Below are 15,819 nucleotides of genomic sequence, written 5' to 3' on the forward strand. Positions count from 1 at the left end.
ACATGCGAGCACGGGCGGAGAGGAAACCCTCTTCGCCCGTGCTGATTAATTACCCTGCATCAGGGCGATTATTTTTTGTCTTTCACTTCTTCGAACTCAGCGTCAACAACGTCGTCGTCTTTCGCATTGTTCGCGGAAGCGTCAGCGCCTGCGGCACCCGCCTGCTGCTGTGCGTGCTGCTGCTGAGCGATTTCCATCAGTTTCTGGGAAACCTGCGCCAGCGCCTGCATTTTCGCTTCGATGTCCGCTTTGTCTTCGCCTTTCAGAGACGCTTCCAGCGCGGTCAGCGCAGACTCGATGGCAGTTTTGTCGTCAGCTGGCAGCTGTTCGCCTGCTTCTTCAACCTGCTTACGAGTGCTGTGCAGCAGATGGTCGCCCTGGTTACGGGTCTGAACCAGCTCTTCAAACTTACGGTCAGCTTCGGCGTTAGCTTCGGCTTCACGAACCATTTTCTGAATTTCTTCTTCGTTCAGACCGGAAGAAGCCTTAATGGTGATCTTCTGCTCTTTACCGCTGTTTTTGTCTTTCGCGGAAACGTGCAGGATACCATCAGCATCGATATCGAAGGTGACTTCGATCTGCGGCATGCCGCGCGGTGCTGGGCTGATACCGTCCAGGTTGAACTGACCCAGTGATTTGTTATCGGATGCACGTTTACGCTCACCCTGAATCACGTGGATGGTTACCGCAGACTGGTTGTCTTCAGCGGTAGAGAACACCTGGCTGTGCTTAGTTGGAATGGTGGTGTTTTTGTTGATGAGCGCAGTCATCACACCGCCCATGGTTTCGATACCCAGAGACAGCGGGGTAACGTCCAGCAGCAGCACGTCTTTTACTTCACCGGTCAGAACGCCGCCCTGAACCGCTGCACCGATAGCAACAGCTTCGTCCGGGTTAACGTCTTTACGCGGTTCTTTACCGAAGAACTCAGCAACTTTCTTCTGCACCATTGGCATACGAGTCTGACCACCGACCAGGATAACGTCCTGGATATCGGATACGGACAGGCCAGCATCCTGCAGCGCAACTTTCAGCGGCTCGATAGAACGGTTAACCAGGTCTTCTACCAGGCTTTCCAGTTTCGCACGGGTCACTTTGATGTTCATGTGTTTAGGACCGGTCGCGTCTGCAGTGATGTACGGCAGGTTCACGTCGGTCTGCTGAGCGGAAGACAGTTCAATCTTCGCTTTCTCAGCGGCTTCTTTCAGGCGCTGCATCGCCAGCGGGTCGTTACGCAGGTCGATGCCCTGATCTTTCTTAAACTCGTCAACGAGGTAGTTGATCAGACGAGTATCGAAGTCTTCACCACCCAGGTGGGTATCACCGTTGGTCGCCAGAACTTCAAAGGTTTTTTCGCCATCAACTTCGTCGATTTCGATAACGGAAATATCGAAGGTACCACCACCGAGGTCGTATACCGCGATAGTACGGTTGCCGACTTCTTTATCCAGACCGTAAGCCAGCGCAGCAGCGGTTGGTTCGTTGATGATACGTTTGACTTCCAGACCTGCGATACGGCCAGCATCTTTGGTTGCCTGACGCTGAGCATCGTTGAAGTATGCAGGTACGGTGATAACAGCTTCAGTTACCGGCTCACCCAGGTAATCTTCAGCGGTTTTCTTCATTTTCTTCAGCACTTCAGCAGAGATCTGCGGTGGTGCAGTTTTGGTGCCTTTCACATCAAGCCATGCGTCGCCATTATCTGCGGCAACAATTTTGTAAGGCATGATAGAAACGTCACGCTGAACTTCTTCGTCCTGGAAGCGGCGGCCAATCAGGCGTTTAATCGCAAACAGGGTGTTTTGCGGGTTTGTCACTGCCTGACGTTTAGCCGGCTGACCAACCAGAGTTTCACCATCCTGGGTATAAGCAATGATAGAAGGCGTGGTGCGGTCGCCTTCGGCGTTCTCCAGAACGCGAGCGGTAGTGCCATCCATAATCGCTACACAAGAGTTGGTAGTACCCAGGTCGATACCAATAATTTTACCCATCTAAACGTCTCCACTAAAAATTCAGTCAACATGTGGTTGTGAATCTGTAATAAGGGCGAAACCTGCGGTTTCAACTGCCCTGAATCGTTTTTTTTCAGACTCACTCACTGCGGTTGACTACAAGATGGGGTCGCAACGTCATCCATCAAGGGGCAGCCGTAAAATTTTTTCATTCAGTGCGGTTTCATTGCGGCCAAAACGAGGTTCACCCGGCAAGACTCATTCACATTGAATATATAAAAACATCAATATATTCAGTTAATTATTGTCATAAGTTGAAATGATTGAGCGCTGAAAGCCATATCGGAGAGGGATAAAATCCGCCGCTGTATTTGAGGTTGTTAAAAGGTCTATCCGGTAAGGAATAAAATGAAAACAGTATTAAACGTCTCTGCCAGCCTGGCTTTCGGCCTGATGCTGGCCTCTTCCGCCTACGCGAACGATCACAAAACCCTGGGCGTCATCGCTTTGCCTCGTAATGAAACCAACGATCTGACGCTAAAGCTGCCGGTTTGCCGCATCGTCAAACGTATCAAGTTGACCGTCGACCGCGGTGACGCTGAACTTAGCGGCGCCTCCGTTTATTTCAAAGCCGCCCGCAGCAGCAGCCAGAGCCTGAACGTACCGCCGTCGCTGAAAGAGGGTGTGACCACCGATTGGATCAATATCAACAGCGATAACGACAACAAACGCTGCGTCTCAAAAATCACCTTCTCAGGGCATACCGTGAACTCTTCCGATATGGCCTCTTTAAAAATCATCGGCGACGACTAAGCGAATTCCTGAGAAGCGACCCCCTAATGAAAGTTTCCTATCTGAATGATGAAGACCTCGTTTTTCTCCAGCACTGTAGCGAAGAGCAGCTGGCCAACTTTGCACAGCTACTGACGCACAACGAAAAAGGCAAACGCCGTCTGTCCAGCGCCCTGCTGCATAACGAACTCTATATGTCGATGGACGGACACCCGGAGCAGCATCGCCGTAACTGGCAATTGATTGCTGGTGAATTTCAGCATTTTGGTGGCGACAGCATCGCCAACCAGATTCGCGGCCACGGCAAGCTGTATCGCGAAATTCTGCGCGATGTGGCAAAGCGCCTGGGGCTCAAAACCGACAAGACGATGCCGACGCCAGCCATCGAAAAACTGCTGCTGGAGCAGTTTGTTCGCAACGCCTGGAAGCGCATGAGTGATGAGCAGAAAGTCCGTTTTCATACGGCCGTTGAGCTGAAGGTGATGGAGCTGGAAGCCTTGCTGCCGCACTTAATTGACCACCATCGCCTGGACTACGGTATTGAGCATCTGCTGGGCGATCAACTGAGCCATATTCTGCACAAGCATGCTGCCGTTAGCGTCATTGGTCACGGTCTGATGCGCGGCGCTGGCCTGGGCGGCCCGGTGGGTGCTGCGGTAAACGGGGTGAAGGCCGTCAGCGGCAGCGCCTATCGCGTCACCATTCCGGCAGTGCTGCGCATTGCCTGTTTGCGTCGAATTATTGCCAGAGCCGCACTGCAACGCGCCGGTTAATCGCCCTATCGGGGAGAAAATATTTCATTTTCACCCGTTCAGATCATAGACAGCGGGTTTACCCATGATTATGATGCCGCGCCCCCGAATTTGGGGAGAGAACTTCACCATTCAATGATGATTTGAGGAATTATGGGCAACACTAAGTTGGCTAACCCGGCACCGCTGGGCCTGATGGGCTTCGGCATGACCACCATTCTGTTGAACCTGCATAACGCGGGTTTCTTTGCTTTCGACGGTATTATTCTCGCAATGGGTATTTTTTACGGCGGTATCGCGCAGATTTTCGCGGGCCTGCTGGAATACAAAAAAGGGAATACTTTCGGTCTGACCGCATTCACTTCTTACGGTTCTTTCTGGCTGACGCTGGTCGCTATTCTGCTGCTGCCGAAGATGGGTCTGTCCGACGCACCTAACGCACAGTTCCTCGGCGCCTACCTGGGTCTGTGGGGCGTGTTCACGCTGTTCATGTTCTTCGGTACGCTGAAAGCGGCACGTATGCTGCAGTTCGTGTTCCTGAGCCTGACCGTACTGTTCGCCCTGCTGGCGATTGGCAACATCAACGGCAACGAAGCGATTATCCATGTCGCTGGCTGGATTGGCCTGATCTGCGGCGCAAGTGCCGTTTACCTGGCAATGGGTGAAGTACTGAACGAGCAGTTCGGTCGCACCGTGCTGCCGATTGGTGAAAAGCACTAATCCTCGTCTCATTCTAAAACGCCGGCCTGTCCGGCGTTTTTTTTACCTGAAAACTACTGTTCCTGGGATTATTAATTCCTCACCATATGCGCGATTCCCCGTCACTCCTATACCCCGGCGTCGGCTTACGCCTCGGCCGGGCTACGGTTTTCTGCGGGTAGCTCTTTACGCAGCCAGACGCCTAAACCGAGACCTATCAACGACAGCGCCAGTACATACCAGGCTGGCGCCATCGGCGATACGCCCATCAGCATGGTGACAGCAATTGGCGTCAGGCCGCCGAAGATGGCGTAGGAGACGTTGTAAGAGAAGGAAATTCCGGTAAAACGCACTTCCGCCGGGAAAGCGCGCACCATGACGTACGGTACCGCGCCCACCACGCCAACGCACAGCCCCACTAACCCGTAGAGCAAGAACAGCTGTTCAGGATGCGTTCCTGCGAGATGGTAGAAGAACCAGCTTGAGCAGGCGAGCAGGACGCTGCCAACCATAAAGGTTTTACTGGCCCCGACGCGGTCAATAATTAACCCTGCCAGCAGGCAACCCACGCAGAGCATAATCGTCGCCACGCTGTTGGCTTGTAAGGTCAGCGCCGGGGCAAAGCCGTACTGCTTTTGCAGCCAGACCGGCGACATCAGGATAACCACCACAATGCCCGCCGACAGCAGCCAGGTCAGCAGCATCGAAACCACCACCGCTTGTTTGTGCTTGAGGACAACAGATTTAATCGGCAGCTCTTGCGCCAGCGCTTTTCGCTGCTGCATTTCCAGGAAAATAGGCGTTTCCTGCAACCAGCGGCGCAGATACATCGCCACCAGGCCGAAGATACCCCCCAGCAGGAACGGGATACGCCAGCCGCCGTCATGAATCGCCTGCGCGGAGAGCTGGGTATTAATCAGCGTCGCCACCACAGAGCCCAGCAGGATCCCCACCGTCAGCCCCGCGGTCAGCGTACCGCAGGCAATGCCGATACGGCGTGCGGGCACATGTTCAGCCACAAACACCCAGGCCCCCGGCACTTCCCCGCCGATTGCCGCCCCCTGCAAAATACGCATCAGCAACAGCAGCAGCGGTGCGACCAGCCCTGCAGTAGCAAAGGTCGGCAGCAGGCCAATCGCCAGCGTTGGCACCGCCATCAGCAGAATGCTAAGGGTGAACATCTTTTTGCGCCCGACCAGATCGCCGAAGTGCGCCATGATAATGCCGCCCAGCGGACGAGCAAGGTAGCCTGCGGCAAAGATGCCAAAGGTCTGCACCTGGCGCAGCCACTCGGGGATATCAGACGGGAAGAAGAGTTCTCCGACGACAGCGGCGAAGAAGACGAAAATGATGAAGTCATAAAACTCCAGCGCGCCGCCTAATGCCGCCAGCGTCAGTGTTTTATAATCTTGTCGATTCAGAGGTCGGGTGTAATGTGACATAACAAACCATTCGCAAAGTCGAGCTGTTGATATAAGTTTACGATTTGTGTAAAGCAAAAATGACTATACCGTAAACCCTATCGCACTCCAGAGGAATGATAGGTTATGTCAGAAAAGCATCACATTCAGGATAAAGTCTCGCGACGCGCGCTCTTAGGGCGAAAAGCTGCTACCACATCGCTGTTCGTCTCAATGTATGGCCCTTCCAGCAACTGTACACAATACGGTACACTCGCAAAGATACCGTTCACCAGTACCTTACCGTCAGCGTCTTTCACCCCTTCCAGCGTCTCCTGAATCGCCTTTGGCTGACCCGGCAGGTTGAGGATCAGCGCCTGCTTGCGGATAACGCCCACCTGACGGGAAAGAATGGCTGTCGGGACAAAGTGCAGGCTCACCTGACGCATCTGCTCGCCAAAGCCCGGCATCACGCGGTCGGCAATCGCCAGCGTCGCATCCGGAGTCACATCGCGCCGCGCCGGACCAGTACCGCCGGTAGTCAGCACCAGGTGGCAGCTCATCTCATCCACCAGCTCACACAGGGTTTGCTCAATAATGGTTTGCTCATCAGGGATCAGGCGGGTTTCCACCTTAAAAGGGGTCGTCAGCGCCGATGCCAGCCACTCTTCCAGTGCCGGAATGCCTTTGTCCTGATAAACGCCGCTGGAAGCGCGGTCAGAGATAGAAACTAAGCCAATGCGTAAAGTGTTCATGATTATTCCGTTAAAACCGTAGCGTTAAGCAGAATAATACACGCGAATGGGCGGCAATACTAAGACCCCAAACAGGTTATCCGTCGGGTTTCCCGAGGCGCGCCGCAAAATGAAAAAGCCAAATAACGATTCGCTATCGTATCGAGAGTGATGGTGGCAGACTCCGGCCAAATGCTTCCACGGAAGGTTGGATATGTGAAAAAACAGGACGCCTACGCCTCACGACCTCACACGGTTTCTCGACAAACTCGCCGGATTACTAACCCGGAACCACATCAGCGGACAACCGGTCATCGCGCTGGTAAACTACATGCTTCAGGCGGGAGAAGCGCAGGATGCCCGCACATTGCTGTACGAAATGGCGCAGCGCGCACCACTGTTGGAGACGAACTCATGACATTAGCAGAGCAGCTAAAGCAGGAAGGACGCATCGAAGGAATACAACAAGGTATGCAGCAAGGTCTACAGCAGGGTATCCAAACCGGGGAACGCGAAACGTCGCGTAAGATTGTACGGGCGATGCTCGAAAAAGGTATCCCAGCGGCCGATATCATCGAAATGACCGGCGTGAGCGCAGAAGAACTTCCCTCCCTCCAGCATTAATAAAAAAACAGCCCGCTCTCTTTAGAGAAGCGGGCTGTTGTCATGCTACCTGGCTGAATTACAGCAGGTCGCCGATCATTTTTTCCAGTTTTTCCTGGTCGATGGCAAACTTACGGATACCTTCCGCCAGTTTATCAACCGCCATTGGATCCTGGTTGTGCTGCCACAGGAACTCGGATTCGGTGATGCGGTCTGGACGCGCTTTCACTTCGCCGGTATAGGTCAGTTTACGTTCCAGAGCGCCTTCGCTTTCTGCCAGCTCTTTGAGCAGCGCAGGGGCGATGGTCAGGCGGTCACAGCCAGCCAGCTCCAGGATTTCACCGATGTTACGGAAGCTTGCGCCCATAACGACAGTCTCGTAACCGTGCTGCTTGTAGTACTGGTAGATTTCGCTAACCGAAACCACGCCTGGATCTTCCGCTGGTGCGTACTCTTTCTTATCAGTATTGGCTTTGTACCAATCCAGAATACGGCCCACGAACGGGGAGATCAGGAACACGCCAGCTTCAGCACAAGCACGCGCCTGAGCGAAGGAGAACAGCAGCGTCAGGTTACAGTTGATACCTTCTTTTTCCAGCTGCTCCGCTGCGCGGATACCCTGCCAGGTAGAAGCCAGTTTGATCAGGATACGATCGTTGCTGATGCCAGCATCGTTGTACATTTTGATCAGACGTTTCGCTTTAGCGATAGACGCGTTGGTGTCGTAGGACAGACGTGCGTCGACTTCGGTAGAGATACGGCCAGGGACCAGCTTCAGAATTTCCAGGCCGATATTGACGGCCAGTTTATCAGTGGCATCCACAACCTGCTGAGCACGGTCGCTGCTCTGGCTACGCGCCCACTCAATCGCATCATCAATCAGTTTGCGATATTCAGGGATCTGCGCGGCGCCCAGAATCAGGGAAGGGTTGGTTGTCGCATCCTGAGGCTGATACAGCTTCATTGCTGCGATGTCTCCGGTGTCAGCCACTACGGTTGTGTACTGACGCAGAGATGTCAATTTATCCGTCATGATAGTGTTTCTCTTTAAACAGCTGTTAGGGGGATGTAACCGGTCTGCCCCGATAATATCACGCCCCTTCCTCAGCGCAACCGCCGACATCGCCAGACCGCAGAGTATGATAAACTGAAGCATCAAACTTTGAGGGGTGAGATTCTCTACCCTTATTGTGGTAACGCTTACATTGGCTGAATTGAATCGTGCGAAGGAACGTGACCTTCCCGGGAGCAGCCGCCAGTTTCGGCATAGACAAGAGGACGTTTAATGCCTGATTTCCTGTCTTTTATTAGCGAGATACTGTGGGGTTCGGTAATGATTTACCTGCTCCTCGGGTGCGGCATCTGGTTCACCTGGAGAACCGGCTACATCCAGTTTCGCTACATCCGTCAGTTTAGCAAAAGTCTGAAAAGAAGCCTGGCTCCACGTGAAGGTGGGCTGACCTCATTTCAGGTTCTGTGTATTAGTCTCGCCGCGCGCGTAGGCAGCGGCAATCTGGCCGGGGTCGCGCTGGCGATCACCATCGGCGGCCCTGGTGCCGTGTTCTGGATGTGGGTAGCGGCGATTATCGGCATGGCAAGTAGCTTCGCAGAGTGCTCACTTGCCCAGCTCTACAAAGAGCGCGACGCCAAAGGACAGTTTCGCGGCGGCCCGGCGTGGTATATGTCTCGCGGGCTGGGAATGCGCTGGATGGGCGTGATCTTCTCACTGTTCCTGCTCGTGGCCTACGGGTTAATCTTTAATACCGTGCAGGCCAACTCCACGGCGCACGCTTTGCAATATGCCTTTAACGTCCCCGGCGGGGTGACCGGCGTGGTCATGGCCTTTATCGCTCTGCTGGTCATTGTGCGCGGGCTGAAAGGGGCCGCGCGGCTTAGTCAGTGGCTGGTGCCGTGCATGGCGCTGCTGTGGGTGGTCGCGTGTCTGCTGATTACGCTGTGGCACATTGTCGAGCTCCCTTCCATCATCAATCTGATTATCCGCAGCGCCTTTGGCTGGCAGGAAGCGGCGGCCGGGGCAGCGGGCTACACCGTGAGCCAGGCCATCACCAGCGGTTTTCAGCGCAGCATGTTCTCCAACGAAGCCGGTATGGGCTCAACGCCCAATGCCGCTGCCGCTGCCGCATCGTTCCCTCCGCACCCAGCGGCACAGGGGATTGTGCAGATGATTGGCGTGCTGATTGATACCATCGTTATCTGTAGTGCCAGCGCCATGGTGGTTCTGCTGGCTGGCCATGGCACGAAAACCACCAGCTATGACGGTATTCAGCTCATCCAGCACGCCATGAGCGTGTTAGTCGGAGAATGGGGTGCCAGCTTTGTGGCCATCGTCATGATACTGTTCGCCTTCACCTCCATTGTGGCGAACTACATTTACGCTGAGAACAACCTGATCTTTTTACGCTGGGATAAGCCGTGGGCAATCTGGCTGCTGCGCATCGCAACGCTGTCGATGGTGGTGCTGGGGAGTCTGCTGAGTCTGCCGGTGGTCTGGCAGATGGCGGATGTGATTATGGCGCTGATGGCCATCACCAACCTGACGGCCATTCTGCTGCTCTCGCCGGTGGTGCGTATTATTGCGCTGGACTATCTGCGCCAGCGTAAGCTCGGCGTAACGCCGGTGTTTGACCCTGATTATTATCCGGAAATCGCCCAGCAGCTGGCGCCGGAGAGTTGGGATCAACCGCCGCGCCAATGACAGCAATCGATCACTTTGCGCCGTTTTTTTGTTAAAGTTGCGTGAAATTTTCTGCAAGGACTGGATATGCTGATTCTGATCTCCCCGGCCAAAACGCTCGATTATCAAAGCGAGCTTGCCACCAAACGCTTTACCCAGCCCGCGCTGCTGGAGCACTCCCAGCAGCTTATCCGCGAAGCGCGTAAGCTCTCCGCACCGCAGATAAAGGCGCTGATGGGCATTAGCGACAAACTCGCTGACCTCAACGCCACCCGCTTCCACGACTGGCACCCGGATTTCACGCCTGATAACGCACGTCAGGCGATTCTGGCGTTTAAAGGCGATGTCTATACCGGGCTCCAGGCGGAGACCTTCAGCGAGGCGGACTTCGATTTTGCTCAGCAGCACCTGCGGATGCTCTCAGGCCTGTACGGCGTACTGCGCCCGCTGGATCTGATGCAGCCTTATCGTCTGGAAATGGGCATTCGTCTTGAGAACCCACGCGGCAAAGATCTCTACCAGTTCTGGGGCGATGAGATAACCAAAACGCTAAACGCTGCGCTAGAAGCACAGGGCGACGATGTGGTGATTAATCTGGCCTCGGACGAATACTTCCGCTCGGTGAAACCGAAAGCGCTTGAAGGCCGTATTATCAAACCGGTATTCCTCGACGAGAAGAACGGCAAATTCAAGGTGATCAGCTTCTACGCCAAAAAAGCGCGCGGACTGATGAGCCGATACATCATTGAAAATCGTCTGAGCAAGCCGGAGCAATTGACCGGGTTTGATAGCGAAGGGTATTTCTTCGATGCGGAAAGCTCGAGCGCTGAAGAACTCGTCTTCAAGCGCCACGAGCAGTAATAAAGTAGCCCGGCCGAGCAAAGCGACGCCGGGCTACAGGTTAGTGATGGTCATTTGGCGGCGGGCGATGATCGTTGCCATGGCCACGATCGTTGTGATCCCAACCGTCATGGCGATCGCCATGATGATCGTCGTGCCAGCGGTTATCATAGTGTGGCGGCGGTGGCGTATGAGCATGCCAGCGGTTGTCGCGCCATTCATAGTGATCCTTCCACCAGCTATGGTCACGCCAGTGTCCGCCATCCCAATAGTTGCCGTGATTATCCTGATCGCCAATGTGCAGCGTCACTGCCGGCAGCAGAGTAATCTCTGCGGCCTGTGTCATAACCGGAGCCGCCAATAGCATTGCCAGTGCTAACATCGCAGGTTTTAACATAGGTAACTCCTTTGTTCATCATTCGCCAATATGGCCGATAAACAAAGCTTACTGCGGTGAAACTCAGCTTGTTATTGTCCGCAATCCTATATTCTGAGGCCCCGCATTTATTGGGAATTCCTCCTTTTTCCCTGCCGAATCCCTGCATAATTTCTCCCTATTTCCCCCTTCGCTTAGAAAGGGGGAAACGGAGAAATTACGCTTTGCTCATCATCAGCTTACGCAGCTCAGCATAATCAGCCGGCAGGTTGTGTGATAACAGCGGCAGGTCGGCGCGGTCTGCCAGCGCTTTTGGCAGCGGCAGCGTTTCGCCCAGAATCTCTTCGACGCTCTCTTTAAACTTCGCCGGGTGCGCGGTGCCGAGGAACAGACCGTACTCGCCTGGCTGCAGTTGGTCACGCAGCGCACGATAGGCAATCGCCGCGTGTGGCTCAGAAGTGTAGCCAAGTCCTTGCAGTTCGCGCATGGTCGCTTTGGTGGTTTCGTCATCCACCGCCGCATAGCCCAGCTCGTTCAGACGCCAGATTTTACGACGGAACAGCTCTTCAACGCGCGGCCAGTTGTTAGGCTGGCTGACGTCCATAGCGTTCGACAGCGTAGCCTGAGTCGCCTTTGGCGCCCATTTGCCGTCCTGCAGGAAGCGCGGCACGGTGTCGTTGGCGTTGGTGGCTGCAATAAAGCGTTTCACCGGCAGGCCCAGGGACTTAGCCAGCAGGCCTGCGGTCAGGTCGCCAAAGTTACCGCTTGGTACGGAAACCACCAGCTGATTGCGTGCTTCCTGCGGTAGCTGCGCCACCGCTTCAAAGTAGTAGCAAATCTGCGCCAGCAGACGGCTGATGTTGATGGAGTTAGCGGAGTTAAGGCCCAGCGCGACCTTCAGCTCTTCATCGTCGAAGGCCTGTTTGACCAGCGCCTGGCAGGCATCGAAGTCACCGTCAATCGCCACGGTTTCAATGTTACCGCCCAGGGTACAGAACAGTTTTTCCTGCAGCGGGCTGATTTTGCCGCGTGGATACAGAATCACCACTTTAACGTTCGGCAAGCCGTAGAAAGCATGCGCCACGGCTGCACCGGTATCGCCTGAGGTCGCGGTCAGAATCGTCACCGGCTTGTCGCCTGCGATAAGAGTCAGCATCTGCGCCATAAAACGGCCGCCGAAGTCTTTGAACGCCAGGGTTGGGCCGTGGAACAGCTCCAGACAGCCGACGTCTTCCTGCACCTTGTTAACCGGTGCCGGGAAGGTGAACGCCTTGCCGATACGCGCGGCTAGCTCAGCCTGCGGGATTTCATCACCGATAAACGCAGAAAGGATCTTCGCGCTGCGGGTGACGAAGTTCTGGGTCAACAGGTCATCAATGTCGGTCAGGTTGAATTCCGGCAGGTCGTGCGGGAAGAACAGCCCCTGGTGTTTGCCAAGCCCTTGAGTCACAGCCTGCGCAAAGCTGACCTGCTCATTGTGATCTTTTAAGTTATAGAGTTTCATCGGTTATCCCACTACTCGTGCGCCCGCTGTGTCCAGCCGGCAAATATGAACGAAGCCTTCTTGATTCTGCAGATAATGCTGGCCGAGCCAGTCCGCCACGCGCTGCGCCGTTTCCGTTTTATCACACAGGGCAAACAGCGTTGGCCCGGAACCGGAGATACCGCAGGAAATAGCGCCAATACCGGCAACCGCCTGACGCGCTTCGTTAAAGCCCGGCAGCAGTTTGGTACGGTAAGGCTCAGCAATCACGTCTTTCATCAGTTTCGCCGCCAGCTGAGGCTGACGGGAGTAGCAGGCATGAATAAAACCTGCCAGGTGGCGACCGTGAGCAATACAGTCCTGACGGCGGTACTGCGCTGGCAGAATGGCCCGCGCCTCCGCCGTCGACACTTTAATGCCTGGATAGGCCAGCACCCAAAGCCAATCATCGAAGCACGGCACCTGCTGGCTGATGATATCGTTCTCTTCAATCATCAACTGCATACCACCCAGATAGCACGGTGCGACGTTATCGTAATGCACGCTGCCGGAGATACGCCCTTCCAGCTCGCCCATCAAGGCCAGCATGCGGGTTTCATCCAGCGGCTTACCGCAGAATTCGTTCATCGCCACCAGCGCGGCGACCACGGAACAGGCGCTGGAACCCAGACCTGAACCGATCGGCATATTTTTTTCCAGCGTCATCGCCACCGGCACGTTCTTGCCAATCTCCTGGCAGTAGCGCTCCCAGCATTGATAAACGATGTTTTCATGCGGGTCGCTCGGCAGCTTGTCCGCAAAGCGCCCCAGATTTTGCAGGCTGAAGCGGTCAGCCGCCTCAACCGATACGTTATCGCCCAGCAGACTGCCGTCAATCGGCGTCACGGCCGCACCCAGTACATCAAACCCGACGCTCATATTGGCACTGGAAGCCGGGGCATAAACCTTAACCATGTTAAACTCCTAACTTCCATGACAGCGTGCGAAGAAGGTCGGCAAATACCCCTGCCGCCGTCACATCGTTACCGGCGCCATAGCCGCGCAGTACCAGCGGAAGCGGTTGATAATAGCGGCTGTAGAACGCCAGCGCGTTCTCGCCATTTTTGATTTTATACAGCGGGTCGTTGCCATCGACGGCGGCCACTTTCACCCGGCACACGCCGTCCTCTTCGATGTTGCCAACATAGCGCAGCACTTTGCCTTCATCACGCGCTTTCGCCACGCGAGCGGAAAATTCATCGTCCAGCTGCGGCAGACGCGCCATAAAGCTTTCGGTATCACCCGAGTCATCGAAGCTGTCCGGCAGCACGGACTCGACCACAATATCACTCAGCTCGAGGTTGCGCCCGGTTTCACGTGCCAGAATCAGCAGCTTACGCGCGACGTCCATCCCGGAGAGGTCGTCACGTGGGTCCGGTTCGGTATAGCCCATTCCGCGCGCCATCGCCGTGGCTTCGGAGAGGCTCATCCCCTCGTCCAGCTTACCGAAAATAAACGACAGCGAGCCGGAAAGAATCCCGGAGAAGTGCTGCAGTTCGTCACCCGCATTGAGCAGGTTTTGCAGGTTTTCAATCACCGGCAGCCCCGCGCCAACGTTGGTGTCGTAGAGGAACTTACGGCGCGACAGCCCGGCAGCATGGCGCAGTTGATGGTAGTAATCCATCGACGAGGTGTTGGCCTTTTTGTTCGGCGTCACCACGTGGAAACCTTCACGCAGGAAGTCGGCGTACTGATCGGCCACCGCCTGGCTTGAGGTGCAGTCAACAATCACCGGGTTCAGCAGGTGATACTCTTTCACCAGGCGAATCAGACGGCCCAGGTTGAACGGCTCTTTGGCTTCCGCCAGCTCAGCTTCCCAGTTTTCAAGATTCAGGCCATGGACACTGGTCAGCAGCGCACGGGAGTTCGCTACGCCACACACGCGCAGGTCGATATGTTTTTTCTTCAACCACGCCTGCTGGCGTTTGATCTGCTCCAGCAACGCGCCACCAACACCGCCAACACCCACCAGGAACACTTCAATCACCTGATCGGTGTTAAACAGCATCTGATGGGTCACACGCACGCCGGTCGTCGCGTCGTCGTTGTTCACCACCACGGAGATAGAGCGCTCTGAAGAACCCTGAGCAATCGCCACGATATTGATATTGGCGCGGGCCAGCGCGGCAAAGAACTTCGCCGAGATGCCGCGCAGCGTACGCATACCGTCGCCAACCACGGAGATAATCGCCAGACGCTCCATGATGGCCAGCGGCTCCAGCAACTCTTCTTTCAGCTCCAGATAGAACTCGTCTTCCATCGCCTTCTTCGCCCGCGCGCAGTCGCTTTGCGGCACGCAGAAGCTGATGCTGTATTCGGAGGATGATTGGGTAATCAGCACCACCGAGATACCGGCGCGAGACATGGTCGCAAACACGCGCGCTGCCATGCCCACCATGCCTTTCATGCCAGGGCCAGAGACGTTAAACATCGCCATATTGTTGAGGTTAGAGATCCCTTTCACCGGAAGAGAATCATCATCGCTGCTGGCGCCGATAAGCGTACCGGGTGCTTGAGGATTACCGGTGTTTTTAATCAGGCAAGGGATCTGGAACTGGGCGATGGGGGCAATTGTGCGAGGGTGGAGAACTTTGGCGCCGAAGTAGGAGAGCTCCATCGCTTCCTGATACGACATGCTCTTCAGCAGGCGCGCATCCGGTACCTGGCGCGGGTCGCAGGTGTAGACCCCGTCAACATCGGTCCAGATTTCACAACAGTCGGCGCGTAAACAGGCGGCCAGCACGGCAGCAGAGTAGTCGGAGCCATTACGCCCCAGCACCACCAGCTCGCCCTTCTCGTTACCGGCGGTAAAGCCCGCCATCAGCACCATGTGGTCTGATGGAATCTGGCTTGCCACGATGCGGCGGGTGGATTCAGCAATATCGACAGTAGATTCAAGGTAGTGGCCAACGGCCAGCAGTTTTTCAACCGGGTTAATCACGGTGACTTTGTGGCCGCGTGCGCTCAGCAGGCCAGCCATGATGGCAATCGACAGCTTCTCGCCGCGGCAGATAAGCCCTGCGTTGACGCTGTCCGGGCACTGACCCAGCAGGCTGATACCGTGCAGGATGTGCTTAATCTGGGAGAATTCCAGCTCGACGGCGGCTTTCAGGTCGGCGAGCGGAAAACCGGGCTGGGCGTTAGCGAGTCCCTGAAGCAGTTCAGCAAAAATGCGTTCGGCATCGGCGATATTGGTCAGCGCATCCTGGCCACCAATGGTTTTTTCAATCATCGCCACGAGGTGGTTAGTGATTTTTGCCGGGGCAGAGAGCACGGTTGCTACCTGCCCCTGCCTGGCGTTGCTTTCCAGGATATCGGCAACACGCAGAAACCGTTCCGCATTTGCCACTGATGTACCGCCGAACTTCAAGACTCGCATGGTTTTTACCCCTTGATCACTAGTCGAAAAAAAAGCCCGCACTGTTTAGGTGCGGGCTTTTTTTTGTGTTTCCTG

14 protein-coding genes and 1 other annotated feature (1 of these 15 cut by a window edge) are annotated in these 15,819 nt (G+C 55.3%); of the genes, 6 read left to right on the forward strand and 8 right to left on the reverse strand.

The features are described from left to right. Positions 1-68: 68 nt before the first annotated feature. A complete protein-coding gene (gene dnaK / locus V6940_RS12245) occupies positions 69-1,991 on the reverse strand; it encodes a molecular chaperone DnaK (protein WP_035896220.1) in 1,923 nt (640 codons plus the stop codon). Positions 1,992-2,360: 369 nt separating this feature from the next. Between dnaK and V6940_RS12250 the strand changes: the two genes are divergently transcribed. The 3 genes from V6940_RS12250 to satP all read left to right on the forward strand — a co-directional run bounded on the left by V6940_RS12250 (position 2,361) and on the right by satP (position 4,216). Next, the gene (locus V6940_RS12250) at positions 2,361-2,765 is read left to right on the forward strand and encodes a DUF2541 family protein (protein ID WP_333496041.1); all 405 of its coding nucleotides are present in this window, start codon (positions 2,361-2,363) and stop codon (positions 2,763-2,765) included. A gap of 26 nt (positions 2,766-2,791) precedes the next feature. Then, positions 2,792-3,517, forward strand: coding sequence for an acidic protein MsyB (gene msyB, locus V6940_RS12255; protein ID WP_333496042.1), 726 nt, complete (start codon positions 2,792-2,794; stop codon positions 3,515-3,517). Positions 3,518-3,649: 132 nt separating this feature from the next. Continuing rightward, the gene (gene satP / locus V6940_RS12260) at positions 3,650-4,216 is read left to right on the forward strand and encodes an acetate uptake transporter (protein WP_333496043.1); all 567 of its coding nucleotides are present in this window, start codon (positions 3,650-3,652) and stop codon (positions 4,214-4,216) included. A 125-nt stretch (positions 4,217-4,341) separates the two neighbouring features. Here the strand turns inward: satP and V6940_RS12265 are convergent, their stop codons facing one another. Then, entirely contained in the window at positions 4,342-5,637 is a 1,296-nt protein-coding gene (locus V6940_RS12265) for an MFS transporter (RefSeq protein WP_333496044.1), read from the reverse strand. Between the two features lie 125 nt (positions 5,638-5,762). Continuing rightward, positions 5,763-6,350: a molybdopterin adenylyltransferase gene (gene mog, locus V6940_RS12270; RefSeq protein ID WP_035896213.1), complete on the reverse strand. Its 588-nt coding sequence runs from the start codon at positions 6,348-6,350 to the stop codon at positions 5,763-5,765. A gap of 393 nt (positions 6,351-6,743) precedes the next feature. Here mog and V6940_RS12275 point away from each other — a divergent pair, with 393 nt between their 5' ends. Further along, on the forward strand, positions 6,744-6,953 hold the full coding sequence (locus tag V6940_RS12275; protein WP_333496045.1) for a hypothetical protein: 210 nt from the start codon (positions 6,744-6,746) through the stop codon (positions 6,951-6,953). A 58-nt stretch (positions 6,954-7,011) separates the two neighbouring features. On the opposite strand, the gene tal is transcribed toward V6940_RS12275, so the two are convergent. Further along, positions 7,012-7,965 (reverse strand): transaldolase, encoded by a 954-nt coding sequence (tal, locus tag V6940_RS12280; protein ID WP_220440344.1) that lies wholly within the window; start codon positions 7,963-7,965, stop codon positions 7,012-7,014. A gap of 252 nt (positions 7,966-8,217) precedes the next feature. Here tal and V6940_RS12285 point away from each other — a divergent pair, with 252 nt between their 5' ends. Next, positions 8,218-9,648, forward strand: coding sequence for an alanine/glycine:cation symporter family protein (locus tag V6940_RS12285; protein ID WP_333496046.1), 1,431 nt, complete (start codon positions 8,218-8,220; stop codon positions 9,646-9,648). 66 nt (positions 9,649-9,714) lie between these two features. Then, positions 9,715-10,488, forward strand: coding sequence for a peroxide stress protein YaaA (yaaA, locus tag V6940_RS12290; protein ID WP_333496047.1), 774 nt, complete (start codon positions 9,715-9,717; stop codon positions 10,486-10,488). Positions 10,489-10,528: 40 nt separating this feature from the next. Here yaaA and V6940_RS12295 read toward each other — a convergent pair whose 3' ends face one another. The 4 genes from V6940_RS12295 to thrA form a co-directional block, all read right to left on the reverse strand. Further along, positions 10,529-10,864, reverse strand: coding sequence for a DUF2502 domain-containing protein (locus V6940_RS12295; protein ID WP_333496048.1), 336 nt, complete (start codon positions 10,862-10,864; stop codon positions 10,529-10,531). Between the two features lie 196 nt (positions 10,865-11,060). After that, positions 11,061-12,347 (reverse strand): threonine synthase, encoded by a 1,287-nt coding sequence (thrC, locus tag V6940_RS12300; RefSeq protein WP_333496049.1) that lies wholly within the window; start codon positions 12,345-12,347, stop codon positions 11,061-11,063. A 3-nt stretch (positions 12,348-12,350) separates the two neighbouring features. Next, the gene (thrB, locus tag V6940_RS12305) at positions 12,351-13,280 is read right to left on the reverse strand and encodes a homoserine kinase (RefSeq protein ID WP_333496050.1); all 930 of its coding nucleotides are present in this window, start codon (positions 13,278-13,280) and stop codon (positions 12,351-12,353) included. Between the two features lies 1 nt (position 13,281). Further along, on the reverse strand, positions 13,282-15,744 hold the full coding sequence (gene thrA / locus V6940_RS12310) for a bifunctional aspartate kinase/homoserine dehydrogenase I (RefSeq protein WP_333496051.1): 2,463 nt from the start codon (positions 15,742-15,744) through the stop codon (positions 13,282-13,284). A 25-nt stretch (positions 15,745-15,769) separates the two neighbouring features. Next, positions 15,770-15,819, reverse strand: a sequence feature (Thr leader region); it runs 68 nt beyond the window's last position.

Source organism: Kluyvera sp. CHPC 1.251 (assembly GCF_036759945.1).
In the GTDB taxonomy this organism is placed as follows: domain Bacteria; phylum Pseudomonadota; class Gammaproteobacteria; order Enterobacterales; family Enterobacteriaceae; genus Kluyvera; species Kluyvera sichuanensis.

Bases quoted from the DNA above. Each gene is read 5' to 3' on its own strand.
- dnaK (WP_035896220.1), bottom strand. From the start codon at position 1,991: ATGGGTAAAATTATTGGTATCGACCTGGGTACTACCAACTCTTGTGTA.
- V6940_RS12250 (WP_333496041.1), top strand. From the start codon at position 2,361: ATGAAAACAGTATTAAACGTCTCTGCCAGCCTGGCTTTCGGCCTGATG.
- msyB (WP_333496042.1), top strand. From the start codon at position 2,792: ATGAAAGTTTCCTATCTGAATGATGAAGACCTCGTTTTTCTCCAGCAC.
- satP (WP_333496043.1), top strand. From the start codon at position 3,650: ATGGGCAACACTAAGTTGGCTAACCCGGCACCGCTGGGCCTGATGGGC.
- V6940_RS12265 (WP_333496044.1), bottom strand. From the start codon at position 5,637: ATGTCACATTACACCCGACCTCTGAATCGACAAGATTATAAAACACTG.
- mog (WP_035896213.1), bottom strand. From the start codon at position 6,350: ATGAACACTTTACGCATTGGCTTAGTTTCTATCTCTGACCGCGCTTCC.
- V6940_RS12275 (WP_333496045.1), top strand. From the start codon at position 6,744: ATGACATTAGCAGAGCAGCTAAAGCAGGAAGGACGCATCGAAGGAATA.
- tal (WP_220440344.1), bottom strand. From the start codon at position 7,965: ATGACGGATAAATTGACATCTCTGCGTCAGTACACAACCGTAGTGGCT.
- V6940_RS12285 (WP_333496046.1), top strand. From the start codon at position 8,218: ATGCCTGATTTCCTGTCTTTTATTAGCGAGATACTGTGGGGTTCGGTA.
- yaaA (WP_333496047.1), top strand. From the start codon at position 9,715: ATGCTGATTCTGATCTCCCCGGCCAAAACGCTCGATTATCAAAGCGAG.
- V6940_RS12295 (WP_333496048.1), bottom strand. From the start codon at position 10,864: ATGTTAAAACCTGCGATGTTAGCACTGGCAATGCTATTGGCGGCTCCG.
- thrC (WP_333496049.1), bottom strand. From the start codon at position 12,347: ATGAAACTCTATAACTTAAAAGATCACAATGAGCAGGTCAGCTTTGCG.
- thrB (WP_333496050.1), bottom strand. From the start codon at position 13,280: ATGGTTAAGGTTTATGCCCCGGCTTCCAGTGCCAATATGAGCGTCGGG.
- thrA (WP_333496051.1), bottom strand. From the start codon at position 15,744: ATGCGAGTCTTGAAGTTCGGCGGTACATCAGTGGCAAATGCGGAACGG.